14 protein-coding genes and 2 pseudogenes are annotated in these 16295 nt (G+C 66.7%); 12 read left to right on the top strand and 4 right to left on the bottom strand.

Features of this window, described 5'->3' with window-relative positions:
• Window positions 1–1245 (bottom strand): hypothetical protein, encoded by a 1245-nt coding sequence (locus U0R18_RS06000; protein WP_526366889.1) that lies wholly within the window; start codon window positions 1243–1245, stop codon window positions 1–3.
• 470 nt (window positions 1246–1715) lie between these two features.
• On the opposite strand from U0R18_RS06000, the gene U0R18_RS05995 reads away from it, so the two are divergent.
• Both U0R18_RS05995 and U0R18_RS05990 read left to right on the top strand, forming a co-directional pair.
• On the top strand, window positions 1716–3302 hold the full coding sequence (locus U0R18_RS05995; RefSeq protein WP_526366887.1) for a hypothetical protein: 1587 nt from the start codon (window positions 1716–1718) through the stop codon (window positions 3300–3302).
• A 122-nt stretch (window positions 3303–3424) separates the two neighbouring features.
• Window positions 3425–3850 (top strand): CBS domain-containing protein, encoded by a 426-nt coding sequence (locus U0R18_RS05990; RefSeq protein ID WP_526366885.1) that lies wholly within the window; start codon window positions 3425–3427, stop codon window positions 3848–3850.
• Window positions 3851–3906: 56 nt separating this feature from the next.
• Here U0R18_RS05990 and U0R18_RS05985 read toward each other — a convergent pair whose 3' ends face one another.
• Window positions 3907–4767 carry an SDR family oxidoreductase gene (locus U0R18_RS05985; RefSeq protein ID WP_526366883.1) on the bottom strand — a complete coding sequence of 287 codons (861 nt, stop codon included), beginning with the start codon at window positions 4765–4767 and terminating at the stop codon, window positions 3907–3909.
• Between the two features lie 36 nt (window positions 4768–4803).
• Here U0R18_RS05985 and U0R18_RS05980 point away from each other — a divergent pair, with 36 nt between their 5' ends.
• The 6 genes and pseudogenes from U0R18_RS05980 to U0R18_RS05955 all read left to right on the top strand — a co-directional run.
• A complete protein-coding gene (locus tag U0R18_RS05980; protein ID WP_526366881.1) occupies window positions 4804–5892 on the top strand; it encodes a helix-turn-helix transcriptional regulator in 1089 nt (362 codons plus the stop codon).
• A gap of 83 nt (window positions 5893–5975) precedes the next feature.
• Entirely contained in the window at window positions 5976–6146 is a 171-nt protein-coding gene (locus U0R18_RS05975; protein WP_526366879.1) for an SDR family NAD(P)-dependent oxidoreductase, read from the top strand.
• Window positions 6104–6601 (top strand): annotated as a pseudogene (locus tag U0R18_RS05970) (SDR family NAD(P)-dependent oxidoreductase); the annotation flags it as partial. The gene U0R18_RS05975 and the pseudogene U0R18_RS05970, both read left to right, overlap by 43 nt.
• On the top strand, window positions 6588–8084 hold the full coding sequence (locus tag U0R18_RS05965; RefSeq protein WP_526366877.1) for a flavin-containing monooxygenase: 1497 nt from the start codon (window positions 6588–6590) through the stop codon (window positions 8082–8084). The pseudogene U0R18_RS05970 and the gene U0R18_RS05965, both read left to right, overlap by 14 nt.
• Window positions 8084–9001, top strand: a complete 918-nt coding sequence (locus tag U0R18_RS05960; protein WP_526366875.1) for an alpha/beta hydrolase — start codon at window positions 8084–8086, stop codon at window positions 8999–9001. The genes U0R18_RS05965 and U0R18_RS05960 overlap by 1 nt, the downstream gene beginning before the upstream one ends.
• Window positions 9002–9088: 87 nt before the next feature.
• A pseudogene (locus U0R18_RS05955) lies at window positions 9089–9448 on the top strand (AMP-binding enzyme); the annotation flags it as partial.
• A gap of 57 nt (window positions 9449–9505) precedes the next feature.
• On the opposite strand, the gene U0R18_RS05950 reads toward U0R18_RS05955, so the two are convergent.
• Both U0R18_RS05950 and mntR read right to left on the bottom strand, forming a co-directional pair.
• Window positions 9506–10198, bottom strand: a complete 693-nt coding sequence (locus tag U0R18_RS05950; RefSeq protein WP_526366873.1) for a cutinase family protein — start codon at window positions 10196–10198, stop codon at window positions 9506–9508.
• A 110-nt stretch (window positions 10199–10308) separates the two neighbouring features.
• The gene (gene mntR / locus U0R18_RS05945) at window positions 10309–11004 is read right to left on the bottom strand and encodes a manganese-binding transcriptional regulator MntR (RefSeq protein WP_526366871.1); all 696 of its coding nucleotides are present in this window, start codon (window positions 11002–11004) and stop codon (window positions 10309–10311) included.
• A gap of 93 nt (window positions 11005–11097) precedes the next feature.
• Here mntR and U0R18_RS05940 point away from each other — a divergent pair, with 93 nt between their 5' ends.
• The 4 genes from U0R18_RS05940 (at window position 11098) to U0R18_RS05925 (ending at window position 16295) form a co-directional block, all read left to right on the top strand.
• The gene (locus U0R18_RS05940; protein WP_526366869.1) at window positions 11098–12072 is read left to right on the top strand and encodes a bifunctional riboflavin kinase/FAD synthetase; all 975 of its coding nucleotides are present in this window, start codon (window positions 11098–11100) and stop codon (window positions 12070–12072) included.
• Between the two features lie 101 nt (window positions 12073–12173).
• A complete protein-coding gene (rpsO, locus tag U0R18_RS05935) occupies window positions 12174–12443 on the top strand; it encodes a 30S ribosomal protein S15 (RefSeq protein WP_526366867.1) in 270 nt (89 codons plus the stop codon).
• A 302-nt stretch (window positions 12444–12745) separates the two neighbouring features.
• Window positions 12746–14995: a polyribonucleotide nucleotidyltransferase gene (locus tag U0R18_RS05930; protein WP_526366865.1), complete on the top strand. Its 2250-nt coding sequence runs from the start codon at window positions 12746–12748 to the stop codon at window positions 14993–14995.
• On the top strand, window positions 14937–16295 hold the full coding sequence (locus tag U0R18_RS05925) for a M16 family metallopeptidase (protein WP_526366863.1): 1359 nt from the start codon (window positions 14937–14939) through the stop codon (window positions 16293–16295). Before U0R18_RS05930 ends, U0R18_RS05925 begins: the two co-directional genes overlap by 59 nt.

Below are 16295 nucleotides of genomic sequence, written 5' to 3'. Positions count from 1 at the left end.
TCAGTTGCCGCCGTCGCCGCCGGTGCCGCCCGCACCGCCGGACGTGCCGGAGCCAGTAGATCCGGCACCGCCGGGTGATCCAGCAGCAGTAGGGCCGTTTCCGCCCGTGCCGCCGGCGCCACCGCTGCCGGGGGTGGCGCCATTGCCGCCGTAGCCACCCGTGCCACCGTTGCCGCCGCCCAGGCTGCCGTCACCACCCTGGCCGCCCTTACCGCCGGTGCCGCCGACGCCGGTGAGAAAGCCGCCGTTGCCGCCGTTGCCGCCGAGCCCGCCCCATTCGCCGTAACCCTTGGAGATGTCGGCGCCATCGCCGCCGTTGCCGCCGTCACCGCCCTTGGTGCCGAATGTGCCGGCGCTGCCGCCGTCGCCGCCGTTGCCGCCGCGGCCGCCATCGGGGCCGGCGGATCCGCCGGTGCCGCCTTGGCCGCCGTCGCTCCAACCGAGGACGCCGCCGCCACCGCCGTCGCCGCCGTCGCCGGCGTTGCCCGTTGCGGAATCGCCGCCGTCGCCGCCGGTGCCGCCCCTGGCCGGCCCGGTGATGTTCATCAGCGCGGCGCTGCCGCCGTCGCCGCCGTCGCCGGCGTTGCCGTAGACGGAGTCGCCGCCCGCGCCGCCGTCTGCGCCGGAACCGGCCCACTGGCCGGCGGCCCCACCTCTGCCGCCATCGCCGGCCCGGATCAGGCGGTCCGACGGCGCGGTCACGCTGTAGCCCGCACCGCCGGCACCGGCAAATATTCCGGTGCTGCGGGTGCCGCCCCAGTCGCCGCCCTTGCCGCCGTTGCCGCCGTCGGGGTGATACGCAGTGCCGGCGGCACCGTCACCACCGTTGCCGAACATCCCGGCGTCGCCGCCGTCGCCGCCACCCCAGCCGTTGCCGCCGTTGCCGCTCAGCCAGCCGCCCTTGCCGCCGTTGCAGGTGTCCGTGCAGGTGGTGGCGTCGTAGCTGAAGCCGTTGCCGAAGAAGATGCCGGCGTTCGGGTGCTCGGCAGTGCCGTCGCCCCAGAAAATGTTGAACGGTTCGGTGGCGGCCGCCAGGCCGATGGTTCCGAGCTTCGGGGCGTCAGCCGTGGGGCAGAAGCTCGGTTCGTCGACGGAACAACCCGACGTCGCCTGGTCGGCGGGGGCCGCTGCGGCGGTTCCGGCCTCGGCGAGGGTGACGAGAAGACCGCTCCCGAAGAGGGCGGCGCCTGCCAGTCCGACCCGCAATTGCGGCGCGCGATCCGATGAGCTGCGGTGTTTCGGCACGAAATTATCCCCCCGGAGAGCATGATCCGCGAACGGGTCATTGATTTCGCATCACCATAGCGGGTCAATTCCCGGATCCCGGTCGATGGTTCCTCGGAATAAGGCCGTGTCGGTGGGCGGGCAACGGGTCGGAAAGGCGCGATGTCGGGCGGTCGATCGGGGCCACGTGCGCGACAGTGCCGCCCGTCGCCGACAACCTCATGGGGCCTCGCCGACCGGAATTGAGGTATGTAGTTGCTCTAGCGGCCAGCTACCCCTACTCGGATATTTGTTGACGCAGACCTGCTGGGTGCGATCGACATGAGGGAGCGCGAATGGCTACTGGAAGCCTTGGGGGACAACACCGGGAACCAAAACGTCGCCACAACAGCGGCGCCGCAGGGGGATCACCGGCCAGACTTCCGGTGGCGCCCGGCGTCCGTCAGTTTCGCGGTGGAGCACGAAGCGCCGAGCCTTCGCGGGTCCGTCGGTTGTCGGCTGGCTTCGCGCTGGCGACGGTGACCGCACTCGGCGTTGTCGAGGCCGCTCCGATGCTCATGGCGCACGGGCCGGCTAATTCGTCGACCGAGTACCGAAGTGTTCAAAAAGAGGTCCGACTTGCCTCATCCTCGATTCTCAACATCCCGATAAACCTGCTGATCGACATCATCAATATCCCCGGAAATGAAATCGAGGCCATCGACTCGTTCTCCACTGCGCAGATCTATGGCGGCACGTGGTGGGTGAGCACCGCGTCGAACATCTGGGGCGTGGATCCCGCGGACTACGCGCGGTTCGCGTCCCTGGTCGAAATACTCGTCCCGATCACGGCGCTGTCGGGAGCCGACGACGACCTCTACACCGGGACCGGCCTGGCCCAGCAGTTCGCGAAATTCATGGCTGCCGAGTTCCCTGTCGACCCCTCGTGCGACGCCGAGAGCTGCGCGCCGAACTCCCCGGAAAGTCCCATCACGGGGATCACCGCCGTCGATCAGGCCATCTGGACGGCGCTGATGCTCACTGGCGCGGTCGACATTCCGGTCATCAAGAACCTGTTCAAGGTCTCGCTGGCCGACCTGCTCAGCGGTTACGACTTCGGTGAGGTCGTCGATCCGAGTGGCACCGTCTATACGGGGTTGGGTATCTCCGGAACGACGGACAGCGACCTGATGCCCTGGTCGAACACGACATTCACCTTGGACCTGATCGCGCCCATCGAGAACTACATCAACCACCTGATGGAGGATCCCTCGGAGAACGCGATCGAGCTTCCCGATCTGGGCGAGATCGGCAGGACTCTCCAGACCGCCCTCGCAGGCATCATCGTCGCGTTCGACCCGTTCACGCCCGGCAGTCCGCTGTGCGTGGGTTCCTGTGCCTCCCAGGCCGATTCGATTCCGACGATCGTGCAGGCGATCTCCGATCTCTGGCCGGGCAACGAGACCCTCGAGTCCTGGCTGCAGTCCTACGAGGACGGCATCGCCAACGTGCCCACGCAGGACAATGTCGACAACAGCAACAAACTGTGGAAATCGTCGTCATTCTGGGACTTCAGCAATCCCACCCTCTCGGACGATCTCGTCAATATCGGCGTCAACCCGAGCTCGTTGGCCTCTTCGTTCTACGAATTGTGGAAGTCCCTCGGGCTGAACCCGGATCCCCTCCATACGGATGAGTCGACGGTCGACACGTTGTCGACGAGCACGGAATCGTTGGCTGCGGTGTCGACTTCGAACAACGATGTGGATACCAGTGCTACTGACGCGGCGGAGACGGGCACCGGCGCCGCGGATGCCACCGAGGCGACGCTGGCGGCTACCAGCGCGAGTGCCGATGAATCCAACGGCGCCGATGCCGACACCGACATCGACACCGACAGCGACTCGACGGCGACGCGCGGTCAAACTGCCGATGATGACAAGAGCGCCGATCCCGGCACCGCCAGTGCCAAGCAGGCCGACAGCGCTGAGAGCGCGGACACCGCGGGCAGCGAGGATGCCGACAGCGCAGGCACCGCCAGCGTTACGCACACCGACAAGGACAGCGACAGTGGCAGCGGGAAGGACACCGCGAAGTGAGCGTGGGGTGCGCGTCGTAGGTGATCGGCGGATTCTCGACGGCGTAGGACGGAGGACCAATGCCACCGACAGAAGACCGAAGTCCCTAACTCCCGACCGGCGGCGGTGAGAACATGGAAGCCATGAGTGGTATCGATGTGCCTGCAGCCGGGTCGATCGCGGTGTCCGACCTCATCGGGGATCCAGTGGTGCGAATTCCTGTCGACGCGACGGTGCTGGCGGCCGCTCAGGCGATCATCAAGGCTGGTGTCGGCGCCGTCATTGTCGGCGAGGACGACCGTCCGGCCGCACTGCTGAGTGAACGTGACGTCGCCCTGATCGTGGCCGCCGGCCGCGATCCGTCACGGGTGTCGGCGGCAGAGGTGGCCAGCAAGGATCTGGTGTGGTGCGAGGCCAGTGACACCGTCGACACTGTGGCGATGAAGATGACCGACCGCCACATTCGCCACATTCTGGTGGAGGACGGCGCGGCCACGGTGGGCATTGTCTCCGCGCGCGACCTGCTCGGGGTGTACGCCTCGGATGCCGATCTGGAGCCGACGCTCTAGGCCGCGCGCGAAAACTGTTCTGGTGCAACGCATTCAATGTTCGGCGCGCCTGTTCATTATCCAGTGGCGGCGTCGGCCTGTCGAATCGCCGCGCGCAGCCGGGTACTGCGGGCCAGTAGTGGTTCCGCCAGAGCGATGGTCGTTCGCAACGCCAGCAGCACCGGCAGGTAACCCGGCGCGTACACCCAACGTGCCCGCGCCGTGATCCCACGGACGAGGGCGCGGGCCGCGTCGTCAACCGGCGCCGGCTTGCGGAACCACTTGGGTAGTGGCGCCAGGACCACTTCGAGTCCGGTGCCGTCCAGGAGGTCGTTGCGCACCATTCCCGTGTCGATCAGTCCGAAATAGGCGACGCCGGCGGTGGCGCCGGTTTCGGTGAGTTCCATCCGCAGCGACCGGCCGAAGGCTTCGGCCCCGGCCTTGCTCACGCCGTACGCGGCGATGGTCGGCGTCGGAATCGCGGCGGCGGCTGACGCGATGACCAGGACGTAGCCTTTTCGGTTCAGGATCGACGGCAGCGCGGCACGAACGGTGCGGGACACACCAAGGATGTTCACCTCGATCACCCGCTCGAACGCGTCCGGGTCGACCGCGGCGAAAGTCTTTACGGGACCGATGATTCCGGCGTTGGCAATCAGCATGTCGATGCCGCCGAACCGGTTGATCACCTCGGCCATCGTACGTTCGAGCGCGGCTGCGTCGCAGACATCGGCGACGAATGCTTCGGCGCGCGAGCCCAGCGATTCGGCCACGGCGCGCACCCCGCCCTCGTCGCGATCGATCAGGGCGACCTGGGCGCCGTCGGCGACCAGGAGCCGGGCGGTGGCTTCGCCGATGCCGGCCGCGGCGCCGGTGATCACCACAACCTTGCCGTTCAGTTTCCGTGGATTCGAGCGGCGCAGACGTCCCAAGATCATGACGTCACGTTATGAATCCGCGGTGCGAATCGGAATGTGGGAACCGGACCGGTATTTGATATTTTCAGACGCATGGTCACTGCGGGTGCTCGCAATGGTGCGAGTTGGGACTTCCCGCGTTCGCCGATCGCAAGTCGTCATCTGCTGGAGACGGCCGAGGCGCACGGGCTCGACGCCGCAACGGTTCTGGCTGGAACGGGGCTGACCGTCGCACAGGTCGCCGATCCGTCGACCGAGGTTCAGGCCACCCAAGAGCTGACGATCGCGCGCAACCTGTTGCATGAGGTCGACGAACCCACCAGTCTCGGCGTGGAAACCGGGCTGCGGTACAGCCTCGTCAGCACGGGGATCCTCGGATATGCATTCCTCACCAGCCCGACCGTGCGTGATGCAATCACCATCGGCCGTCGTTTCGCCGCCTTGAGTTCGACGTTTCTGGACATCTCCACACGTGAATCCGAGGACGGTCTCGTCCTGGAACTCGATACCGTCCAGATTCCCGCGGATGTCCGGCGATTTCTGGTGGTACGCGATCTTGTGGCCATCAGCCAGATCGCTCCGCTGCTCGTTGCCGGCGTCTTCGACGCGGATCTGACAGTCGAGCTGGGGCTGGCGGATCTGCCGCTGGAGCTGGCGTATCTGCCGCTGGAGCTGTTGGGCGAAACTGGACTGGAGGTCACCGTCGACGAGGGTGCCTCGCTCTCGTCGATAACCATCCCGCACGAGCTGCTGGATCAACCGATGCCCGCCGCGGACCCCGACACGGCGGCCAGTTGTATCGCGCAATGCGAGGAGTTGCTCGAACGTCGTCGCCACCGCGGGGGAATGGCGGCGACGCTACGCAGCAGACTGTTGGAGGATCCTGCCCGGATGCCGTCGATGGGGCAGGTGGCGCGTGAACTCGCGGTGGCCGAACGGACTCTGCACCGACAACTTGCCGCGGAACACACCAGTTTTCGTGCGCTGGTGGACGAGGTCCGCGAGACGCTCGCCGTCGAGCTACTCGGAAACAACCTCACGGTCGAAGAGGTCGCACGTCGGCTGGGCTACTCCGAAACCGCGGCGTTCACCCAGGCATTCAAGCGTTGGCGGGGCCATCCGCCCAGTAGGCTGCATGGGCGATAGCGCGTACGCGATGTCCGGTTGTATCAAATACCTGACCGATTCGCACATTCCGAGCCCGCTCCGGCCCCCCTTAACGTGGTCGCATGGCAACGAGGTCACCGCTGTCCCGGCGTGCGCTTGATCTGTCCGGCAATGTCGTCCTAGTTACGGGTTCCGCCAACGGAATTGGCGCCGAAACTGCCCGACAGTTGACGGCGGCCGGTGCTCACGTGCTGCACTGCCGTACGTCACTGCGCTGCGAGGCTATGTCTTGATGGTGTCCTCGATCATGGCGCTGATCCCCAGTCCGACTGCTGCGGGTTACGGTGCGACGAAGACCGGAGTCGAGGCGTTCGGACGGACACTGCGAATAGAACTGGCCGACAAGGATGTTCGGGTGGGGCTGGCCTACTTCGGTTTGATCGACACCGGGATGGTGCGTGATGTCGTTTCCAGCACGGGATTCGGGGCCGCGCTGGCCAAGTTGCCTGGGTTATTCGGCCGTCCCGCGCCGGTCGCACAGGCCGGTTCGGTCATGGTCGCCGGCATTGCGCACCGGAAGAGCCGGGTATTCGCCGCCCGCTACGTTCGCCTGCTGCTGAGCTTGCGCACCGTGCTGGGTGTGGGCGATCGGCTGGTCGCGCGAAATCGTGATCTCGCCAACATCATTCGGCAAGCCGATGCACTTCCTGTGCTGCACGCAGAAGGGGCCGGTCATGAGTACCGATAGCCGCAGGCGCACGCCGTCGGTTGCGATCATCGGTGCCGGCATGTCTGGAATGTGCATGGCGATCACGTTGCTGAGGGCGGGAATCAGTGACGTCACGGTCTACGAGAAGGCGTCCGAGGTTGGCGGAACGTGGCGGGACAACACGTACCCCGGACTGAGTTGCGACGTCGCCTCCCGGTTCTACCAGTACACGTTCTTCCCGAACCCGACGTGGACCCGCTTCTTCTCGCCGGGAGCGGAGATCCAGTCCTATTTCACCCAGGTTGCCGACGACTTCGGGCTGCGCGGCCTGATCCGGTTCGATACGGAGGTCGTCGAGGCCGTGTTCGCCGAACACAAGTGGCGGATCCGGACCGCTGGCGGCGAGCAGCAGGAGGTTGACTTCCTGATCTCGGCGGCCGGGGTCCTGCGGGAACCGCGTTACCCTGACATCAATGGCCTCAACGATTTTCGCGGCCCGGTGATGCACTCGGCCCGATGGGACCATTCGGTACCGACGACGGGTGAGCGAGTGGCTGTCATCGGTACCGGGTCGACCGGCGTGCAGATCGTATGCGGGCTGGCACAGACCTCGGCGCGGCTCGAGATGTTCCAGCGCAGCCCGCAGTGGGTTGTTCCGTTCCCCAACCTGCCGTACTCGCGGCGGACCGATGTGCTGCGAAGGCACTTGCCGGCGTCGGGCCGCCTTGCCTACCGTACCTACCAAGTGGTCTACGAGATCCTGTTGCGGGCCATGGTGGAACCCGGCTGGCAGCGAACGCTTCTCGGCAACCTGTGCCGGGCCAACCTGCGCACGGTGCGCGACCCCGAATTGCGTCGCAAGCTCACACCTGACTACGAGCCGATGTGTCGTCGCCTGATCCTCTCGGACGGCTTCTACCGGGCGCTGCAACGCGACAACGTGGATCTGGTCACCGAGGCCATCGATCACGTCGAGCCGCGCGGCATCGTCACGGCCGACGGTGTACTGCACGAGGTCGATGTCATCGCCCTGGCCACCGGTTTCGACGCGCACGCCTATATGCGCCCGATGCGCCTGACTGGGTGCGACGGCGTCAGCGTCGACGAGGCATGGGCTGAGGGACCCAAGGCCTACCTTGGCGTGGCCATGCCGAATTTCCCGAACATGTTCATGCTGATGGGCCCGCACAGCCCATTGGGCAACTATTCGCTGATCGCCGTCGCCGAGACCCAGGCCGATCACATTCTCGGCTGGATCGATCGCTGGCGCGCCGGACAGTTCGATTCGGTCGCGCCGACCCAGGCGGCCACAGATGCGTTCTATGCCGAGATGCGCGCGGCGATGCCTGGCACCGTCTGGACCACGGGTTGCACCAGCTGGTACCTCGGCGCCGACGGCCTGCCCGAGCTCTGGCCGTGGACCCCGGCGCGCTATGGTGAGCGTCTGGGCGAGCCACCCGCGCTGGACCGATACGAACTTCGGCATGTGCGTCCGACCGACGGTGAGAAGGTGTCGCGCTGATGTCGGTCACCGTCGCACCGGTGGTCCTACGTTCTGTGGTCCGCCCGCTCGGGCGCCTCATCTTCCTGCCGCAATCGCCGTGGACCGTGCAGCGCCGGGCGCTCGATCTTGCGTTCACCTGGCCTGGCGCACCGCGCGAATTGACCGTCACGCGTGACGATCTCGGTGGCGTACCCACCGAAGTTCTGGCTCCTGAGCAACCCGGGAACCGGGTACTGCTGTACGTACACGGTGGTGGTTACACCGTCGGGTCGCCACGGAGTCATCGTGCGCTGGCCGGACGACTCGCGTTTGCGCTGCGGGCAGTGACCTATGTGCCCGACTACCGGCTGGCGCCGGAGCACCGGTTCCCGGCTGCATTCGAGGATTCGCTGGGGGCCTATCTGGCAGTACTGGAGCGCGCACAGAACGACGAGAAGGTGTTCGTGGCCGGTGATTCCGCCGGCGGGGGACTGGCGCTGGCGCTCGGTGTGGCGGCTGTGCAGCGCGGCTTGCCGTTGCCCGCCGCGATCGGGTTGCTCTGTCCCGCAATCGATTGGACGCTCGAAGCCATGCACCGGGTCCCGCGCGACGGCCGTGAACCGATGCTGACGCCCGACCTGTTGCGCCGTTTCTGCGACGCGTATCTGGATGCCGACGATCGGGCGCACCCCGCGGTGTCCCCGCTTCTTGCAGATCTTGCCGGGTTGCCGCCACTTGTCGTCGACGCCGCCGGTAACGACACGTTGCTGGAGCAGTCGCAACAGTTGGTCGATAAGGCGAGAAATGCCGGGGTCACCGTGCAATACCGCGAGCGCGCGAAGATGCCGCATGGCTTTCACTCCGGTGCGGGCCTGCTGGGTCAGGCGGACCGGGCGCTCGACGAGGTTGCCGCGGCGTTGGTGGCGTTGTCGAGCACGGCCGGGACGGCGCGGTGAGGCGGCGTCGTCGCCGCAACACTTCGTGTCCGCGGCAATAGTGTTCCTGCGGTGAGGCATTGAGCGGCAGGCACACATGTCCAATGGGACACCGGCCACTTCGACGCCGACGGGTTGTGGTTCGTCGACGGCCGCGACGACGAGATGATCGTCTCCGGCGGCGAGAATGTCTTTCCGCTCGAAGTGGAGAACCTGCTCATCGGGCATCCGGGTGTGCTGGACGTCGCAGTGATCGGCGTCGATGATGCGGAGTTCGGAAAACGGTTGCGCGCGTTCGTCGTCACCGCACCGGACACTGATCTCGAGGCGGACGACCTCAGAACCTTTGTGCGCGCGAATCTGGCGCGGCACAAGGTTCCTCGCGATGTCGTCTTCGTGCCCACGCTGCCGCGCAACGAGACGGGAAAACTGCTCGAGGGCCAATTGGCGCGGGACCGGACGGGGTGAGACCGGTCGCCGTTCAGCCGTCCGACGCCGGCCTCGAACCGAGGCCGTGACCCAGGGTCAGGCGGACGCGGTCACTGCGCGGGCCGCGAAATCGGCCGCCTGATCGGTCATCCCGTTGGCGGTGTACGAATTGTGCGCGGATTGGTCGTTGCCGGCGGGGGAGCAGACCGGGTCTGCGGGCGCACACAGTTCGATCGTCTTCGCCGCGTACAGATGCCCGATGGTGATCGGCGGCGCATCGAGGTCGAGCATCTGCACGAACTGCGCGCTGGGCTTGCCGAACAGTGCGACGGCGGCGACGTGCTGGGCCACGTCCGCCGACATGGGTCCGGAGATGCCGGTCGGGAGTTCGAATCCCGTGGGAACGGTGTCGGCGGTGGTATAGGCCGCTACCGCCGCGCCCTGCGAGAAGCCGCCGAGCACGATCTTGGTCGCGGGGCACGACGACGCGAGGGCCTGGATCCTGGCGGCCGCATCGGCCACCCCATCGGCGGCGCGCGGGAAGTCCAGCGAAGCGGGATAGTTCACCGGATAGACGTCGACGGCCTTGCCGGGTAGGCGGGCCTCGAGGGCATCGACGAACGTCTGCCCGGTGAACCCGACACCGGCTGGCTCGGTGGTGCCGCGCGCGAAGATCACCTCGACGGCGGGGCACGGCTCGGCGGCCGCGACGGCCGGTCGGGCCGTGGGCGCCACGACGGCGGCCGCCACTGCGCACAATGCTGCCGATGCGGCAGTCAGCTGATGCATGTCCGGACCTTCCTCGCGTCCCTCACGTCGATGTAGCGGGTACCCAAATCGGAACAAACCTTGCGCCGATTTCCCGGTGCCGATTCCGCGGCGGAGGTACGGCCGTCGGGTCAGCTCGCGACGATCCAGATTGCCTGAGCGGCGGGGCTTCCCAGTTCGACGGTGGCCGGCTCGCCGGCGTTCTCGATCCGGACCGAGATCATCCCGGCGAAGTCGCGGCGGGCCAGCACCTGCACCCGCGAGTCCAGGCTGATGCCCACGCTGTCGAAGTACCGGAGCATCTCCGGGTCCGCATCGGAGATGCGTGCCACCGTGCCGCTCTCGCCGTCCGCACAGTCGGAGAGCTGGCGGGCCGGGGGAGTCGGCACCCGGCCGTCGGCGGCCGGGATGGGATCGCCGTGCGGATCCCGGGTCGGGTAACCCAACTTGGCATCCATCCGGTCGAGCATCCGGTCGGACACCGCGTGCTCGAGGATCTCGGCCTCGTCGTGCACTTCATCCCAGCTGTAGCCGAGCTCGTTGACCAGGAACGTCTCGAGCAGACGGTGTCGGCGCACCATCGCCAGGGCGGCGGAGCGGCCCGTTTCGCTCAGTGTCACCGCGCCGTATTTCTCATGGTGCACGAGGCCCTGATCGGCCAGTTTGCGGATCGATTCGGACGCCGTGCTGGCCGACACCCCGATCCGTTCGGCGAGCATCTTGGTGCTGACCTTCTCGTGCGACCACTCCTGAGCGGTCCAGATGGTCTTCAGATAGTCCTGCGCGACCGACGACAGCTCACCTTCGGGGTTCGGTCGCGGACTCACGGAACGAAGTTTAGGCAATCTTTTCTTCCTACGGACACCTCACGCTGGGGATCTGGCGGTGGCAATGCCGCCCGGGCACCGTAGGCTGACACCGTGCAGCGGTGGCGGGGACAGGACGACATCCCCACGGACTGGGGTAGATGCGTCCTGACCATCGGTGTGTTCGACGGTGTGCACCGCGGACATGCCGAGTTGATCGCGCACGCCGTCAAGAGCGGACGGGCCCGCGGGGTTCCGGTGGTGCTGATGACCTTCGATCCGCATCCGATGGAGGTCGTCTTCCCGGGCAACCATCCCGCCCAGCTGACCACACTCACGCGGCGCGCCGAGCTGGCCGAGGACCTGGGCATCGACGTTTTCCTGGTGATGCCGTTCACCGCCGACTTCATGAAGCTCACCCCCGATCGCTACGTGCATGAGCTGCTCGTCGAGCGCCTGCACGTGGTCGAGGTGGTGGTCGGCGAGAACTTCACGTTCGGCAAGAAGGCCGCGGGGAACGTGGCCTTCCTGCGCAAGGCCGGCGAGAAGTTCGGCTTCGCGGTCGAATCCATGTCGTTGGTCGCCGAGCATCACCAGTCCGATTCGGTCACCTTCTCGGCCACGTACGTCCGTGCCTGCGTGGACGCCGGCGACGTGGTGGCCGCCGCCGAGGCCCTGGGACGCCCGCATCGGGTCGAGGGAGTGGTGGTCCGTGGTGACGGCCGTGGTCGGGTCCTCGGTTTCCCGACGGCCAATGTCGCTCCGCCGATGCATTCGGCGATCCCCGCCGACGGGGTCTACGCGGCCTGGTTCACGGTGCTCGGACACGGTCCGGTGGTGGGCAGCGTGGTGCCGGGGGAGCGCTATCAGGCAGCCGTCTCGGTCGGCACCAATCCCACCTTCTCGGGACGCACCCGCACGGTGGAGGCATTCGTCCTGGACACCGCCGCCGATCTCTACGGTCAGCACGTGGCCGTCGACTTCGTGGCCCGCATCCGCGGTCAGGAGAAGTTCGACCACGTCGATGAGCTGGTCAAGGCGATGGAACGCGACGTGGTCAGGGCCCGGGCGATTCTGTCCCACGGCTGATCACTGCTAGACTTCTCGACGACCAGGACGGTGCTGCGGTTCGCGGCGGCCCGTCTTTTTGTGTGAATCCAGTTCGCGGACCGATTGATGGAGTGAATTTCGTGGCGCTTACCGCCGAGCAGAAAAAAGAAATCCTGGGTACCTACGGTCTGCACGGGACCGACACCGGCTCGCCCGAGGCCCAGGTGGCGTTGCTGACCAAGCGCATCGCCGATCTGACCGAGCACCTCAAGCAGCACAAGCACGACCACCACTCGCGTCGTGGCCTGCTCCTGCTGGTCGGCCGCCGCCGCCGGCTGCTCAAGTACGTCGCGCAGGTCGACGTCGAGCGCTACCGCTCGCTGATCGAGCGTCTCGGCCTGCGCCGCTGAGTCGCCACCGGGCCATGGAGTTTGCCGGGGACCGGCAGCCCGCAGTGTAGAGTGAGGCTGTTCTTCGAGCCTGTCGGCTCACGAACAGTGGTGCGGTGCGTGTATATCCGCGCGCACCGTTCCAGCGCGTCACCGCAGGAGCCTTCCCATTTGTGGGCCGGTCTTCGGTAGTGGCTGCCGGACCACATCGTCGTCCGGCCGCTTCGATCGACGGCCGTAGCCGCATCTTGGGTCTAGGTACGGCGTGCCGTACATGTGGGCGAGCGAAACAGTTGAATACCAGAGAGGGTTAGCGGACACCAATGTCTGTAGCCGAGATCGACGAAGGCGTGTTCGAGTCGACCGCCACCATCGACAACGGGCGCTTCGGCTCCCGCACCATCCGTTTCGAGACGGGCCGGCTGGCCCGGCAGGCCGCCGGTTCGGTCGTGGCCTACCTCGACGACGAGACCATGCTGCTGAGCGCGACCACCGCCAGCAAGACTCCCAAGGATCATTTCGACTTCTTCCCGTTGACCATCGACGTCGAGGAGCGGATGTACGCCGCGGGCCGGATTCCCGGTTCGTTCTTCCGCCGTGAGGGTCGCCCGTCCACCGACGCGATCCTGACCTGCCGGCTGATCGACCGGCCGCTGCGCCCGACCTTCGTCAGCGGTCTGCGCAACGAGATCCAGGTGGTCGTCACCATCCTGAGCCTGGATCCCAAGGATCTCTACGATGTGCTGGCCATCAATGCCGCGTCGGCCTCCACCCAGATCTCGGGCCTGCCGTTCGCCGGCCCGGTCGGCGGTGTGCGTGTCGCTCTCATCGAGGACCAGTGGGTCGCGTTCCCCACCGTCGAGCAGCTCGAGAAGGCCGTCTTCGACATGGTCGTCGCGGGCCGCATCGCGGGTGACGATGTCGCGATCATGATGGTCGAGGCCGAGGCCACCGACAATGTCATCGATCTGATCGCCGGCGGTGCCGGTGCGCCCACGGAATCCGTTGTGGCCGAAGGCCTGGAAGCCGCCAAGCCCTTCATCGCCGAGTTGTGCCGGGCGCAGCAGGAGCTGCACGAGGCCGCCGGTAAAGCGACCGCCGAGTACCCGGTGTTCCCGGACTACCAGGACGACGTCTACTACTCGGTCGCCTCGGTGGCCACCGACGAGCTGGCCAAGGCGCTGAGCATCGCGGGCAAGGCGGAGCGCGACGCGCGCACCGACGAGATCAAGGGCCAGGTGCTCGACCGCCTGGCCGATACGTATGCCGGTCGCGAGAAGGAGATCGGTGCGGCCTACCGTTCGCTGACCAAGAAGCTTGTCCGCCAACGCATCCTGACCGACCACTTCCGCATCGACGGCCGCGGCATCACCGATATCCGCGCCCTGAGCGCCGAGGTCGCCGTGATCCCGCGGGCGCACGGCAGCGCCCTGTTCGAGCGCGGCGAGACCCAGATCATGGGTGTCACCACGCTCGACATGGTCAAGATGGCCCAGCAGATCGACTCGCTCGGGCCCGAAACCAGCAAGCGCTACATGCACCACTACAACTTCCCGCCGTATTCGACCGGTGAGACCGGTCGCGTCGGTTCGCCGAAGCGCCGCGAGATCGGCCACGGTGCGTTGGCCGAGCGGGCCCTGATGCCGGTGCTGCCGAGCGTCGAGGAGTTCCCGTACGCCATCCGCCAGGTCTCGGAAGCGTTGGGCTCCAACGGTTCCACCTCGATGGGTTCGGTGTGTGCGTCCACCCTGTCGCTGCTGAACGCCGGTGTGCCGCTGAAGGCTCCGGTCGCCGGTATCGCGATGGGCCTGGTCTCCGACGACGTCGAAGTCGACGGCAAGACCGAGCGTCGCTTCGTCGCGCTGACCGACATCCTGGGCGCCGAAGATGCCTTCGGCGACATGGACTTCAAGGTCGCCGGCACCAAGGATTTCGTCACCGCCCTCCAGTTGGACACGAAGCTCGACGGCATCCCGTCCGCGGTGCTCGCTGGCGCGCTGGCCCAGGCCAAGGATGCGCGCGCGACCATCCTGGAGGTGATGGCCGAGGCCATCGACGCGCCCGACGAGATGAGCCCGTACGCGCCGCGTATCACCACCATCAAGGTCCCGGTGGACAAGATCGGTGAGGTCATCGGCCCCAAGGGCAAGATGATCAACTCGATCACCGAGGAGACCGGCGCTTCGATCTCCATCGAGGACGACGGCACGGTGTTCGTCGGCGCCTCCAACGGCGAGGCCGCGCAGGCCGCGATCGACAAGATCAACGCGATCGCCAACCCGCAGCTGCCCAAGGTCGGGGAGCGGTTCCTCGGCACAGTGGTGAAGACCACTGACTTTGGAGCGTTCGTGTCGCTGTTGCCGGGTCGCGACGGCCTGGTGCACATCTCGAAGTTGGGTCGCGGCAAGCGGATCAACAAGGTCGAGGATGTCGCGAAGGTGGGCGACAAGCTCCGCGTCGAGATCGCCGACATCGACAATCGCGGCAAGATCTCGCTGGTGCTGGTCGCCGAAGATGACGCAGCAGAGACTCCGGAGGCGGCTCCTGCCGACGTTGCGACCGCCGACGCGTAATCGCTCAGCGGCAACCGATCAGACCGTCCGGCGCACTCTGCTGCCGGGCGGTCTGCGGGTTGTCACCGAGTACGTTCCGTCGGTGCGGTCCGCCTCGGTCGGCGTCTGGGTCGGTGTCGGTTCGCGCGACGAGGGCCCGACGGTGGCGGGGGCGGCGCACTTCCTCGAACACCTGTTGTTCAAGTCGACGCCGACGCGCACGGCCGTCGAGATCGCCCAGTCGATCGACGCCGTGGGCGGCGAACTGAACGCCTTCACGGCCAAGGAACACACCTGCTACTACGCGCACGTCCTCGACGCCGACCTGGCGCTCGCCGTCGATCTGGTGGCCGATGTCGTCCTGCGCGGGGAGTGTGCCGAACCGGATGTCGAGGTCGAGCGCGACGTGGTGCTCGAGGAAATCGCCATGCGCGACGACGATCCCGAGGACGCCCTGGGTGACGTGTTCCTCTCGGCGATGTTCGGGTCACATCCGGTGGGGCGCCCCGTCATCGGCAGTATGGACTCGATCGAGTCGATGACCCGCGATCAACTGCATTCGTTCCACATCCGGCGGTACACCCCCGAACGCATGGTGGTCGCCGTTGCCGGCAATATCGACCATGACGAGGTCGTCGCGCTGGTGCGCGAGCATTTCGGCCGCCACATGGTTCCCGGCGCCACGGCGCAACGTCCCCGCGGCGGGACCGGTCGGGTTCCCGGCCGGCCGACCCTGCAGCTGGTGAACCGGGAAGCCGAGCAGACCCACATGCTGTTGGGTGTGCGTACCCCGGGTCGGCACTGGAAGGACCGTTGGGCCCTGTCGGTACTCAACACCGCATTGGGCGGCGGACTGAGTTCACGGCTGTTCCAGCAGATCCGGGAATCCCGGGGACTGGCCTACTCCGTGTATTCGACGGTGGACATGTTCTCCGACGCCGGGGCGCTGTCGGTGTATTCGGCCTGCCTGCCGGAGCGGTTCGCCGAGGTGTCGGCCGTGACCTTCGATGTGCTGGAAACCGTTGCGCGTGAAGGCATCACCGAGCAGGAATGCCGGATTGCGAAGGGCTCGCTGCGCGGCGGGCTGGTGCTGGGCACCGAGGATTCCGCGTCACGGATGAACCGGCTGGGCCGCAGCGAGCTCAACTACGGTGAGCACCGCGGACTGTCGGAGAGCCTGGCCCATATCGACGCGGTCGAGGTCGACGAGGTCAACGCACTGGCGCGCAAACTGCTGTCCCGACCGTTCGGGGCGGCCGTCCTCGGACCGTATCGGTCGAAACGTTCACTGCCCAAACAGCTTCGGGCAGTCGCGGGCTAG

It is taken from the genome of Mycobacterium sp., from assembly GCF_046330795.1.
GTDB lineage: Bacteria > Actinomycetota > Actinomycetes > Mycobacteriales > Mycobacteriaceae > Mycobacterium.
This window is presented reverse-complemented; position numbering and strand designations above follow the sequence as displayed.

Excerpts from the sequence above, each read along its gene's own strand:
- U0R18_RS05925 (WP_526366863.1), top strand. The coding sequence starts at position 14,937 with ATGACGCAGCAGAGACTCCGGAGGCGGCTCCTGCCGACGTTGCGACCG.
- U0R18_RS05975 (WP_526366879.1), top strand. The coding sequence starts at position 5,976 with ATGGCAACGAGGTCACCGCTGTCCCGGCGTGCGCTTGATCTGTCCGGC.
- U0R18_RS05990 (WP_526366885.1), top strand. The coding sequence starts at position 3,425 with ATGAGTGGTATCGATGTGCCTGCAGCCGGGTCGATCGCGGTGTCCGAC.
- U0R18_RS05930 (WP_526366865.1), top strand. The coding sequence starts at position 12,746 with ATGTCTGTAGCCGAGATCGACGAAGGCGTGTTCGAGTCGACCGCCACC.
- U0R18_RS05965 (WP_526366877.1), top strand. The coding sequence starts at position 6,588 with ATGAGTACCGATAGCCGCAGGCGCACGCCGTCGGTTGCGATCATCGGT.
- U0R18_RS05950 (WP_526366873.1), bottom strand. The coding sequence starts at position 10,198 with ATGCATCAGCTGACTGCCGCATCGGCAGCATTGTGCGCAGTGGCGGCC.
- U0R18_RS05960 (WP_526366875.1), top strand. The coding sequence starts at position 8,084 with ATGTCGGTCACCGTCGCACCGGTGGTCCTACGTTCTGTGGTCCGCCCG.
- U0R18_RS05985 (WP_526366883.1), bottom strand. The coding sequence starts at position 4,767 with ATGATCTTGGGACGTCTGCGCCGCTCGAATCCACGGAAACTGAACGGC.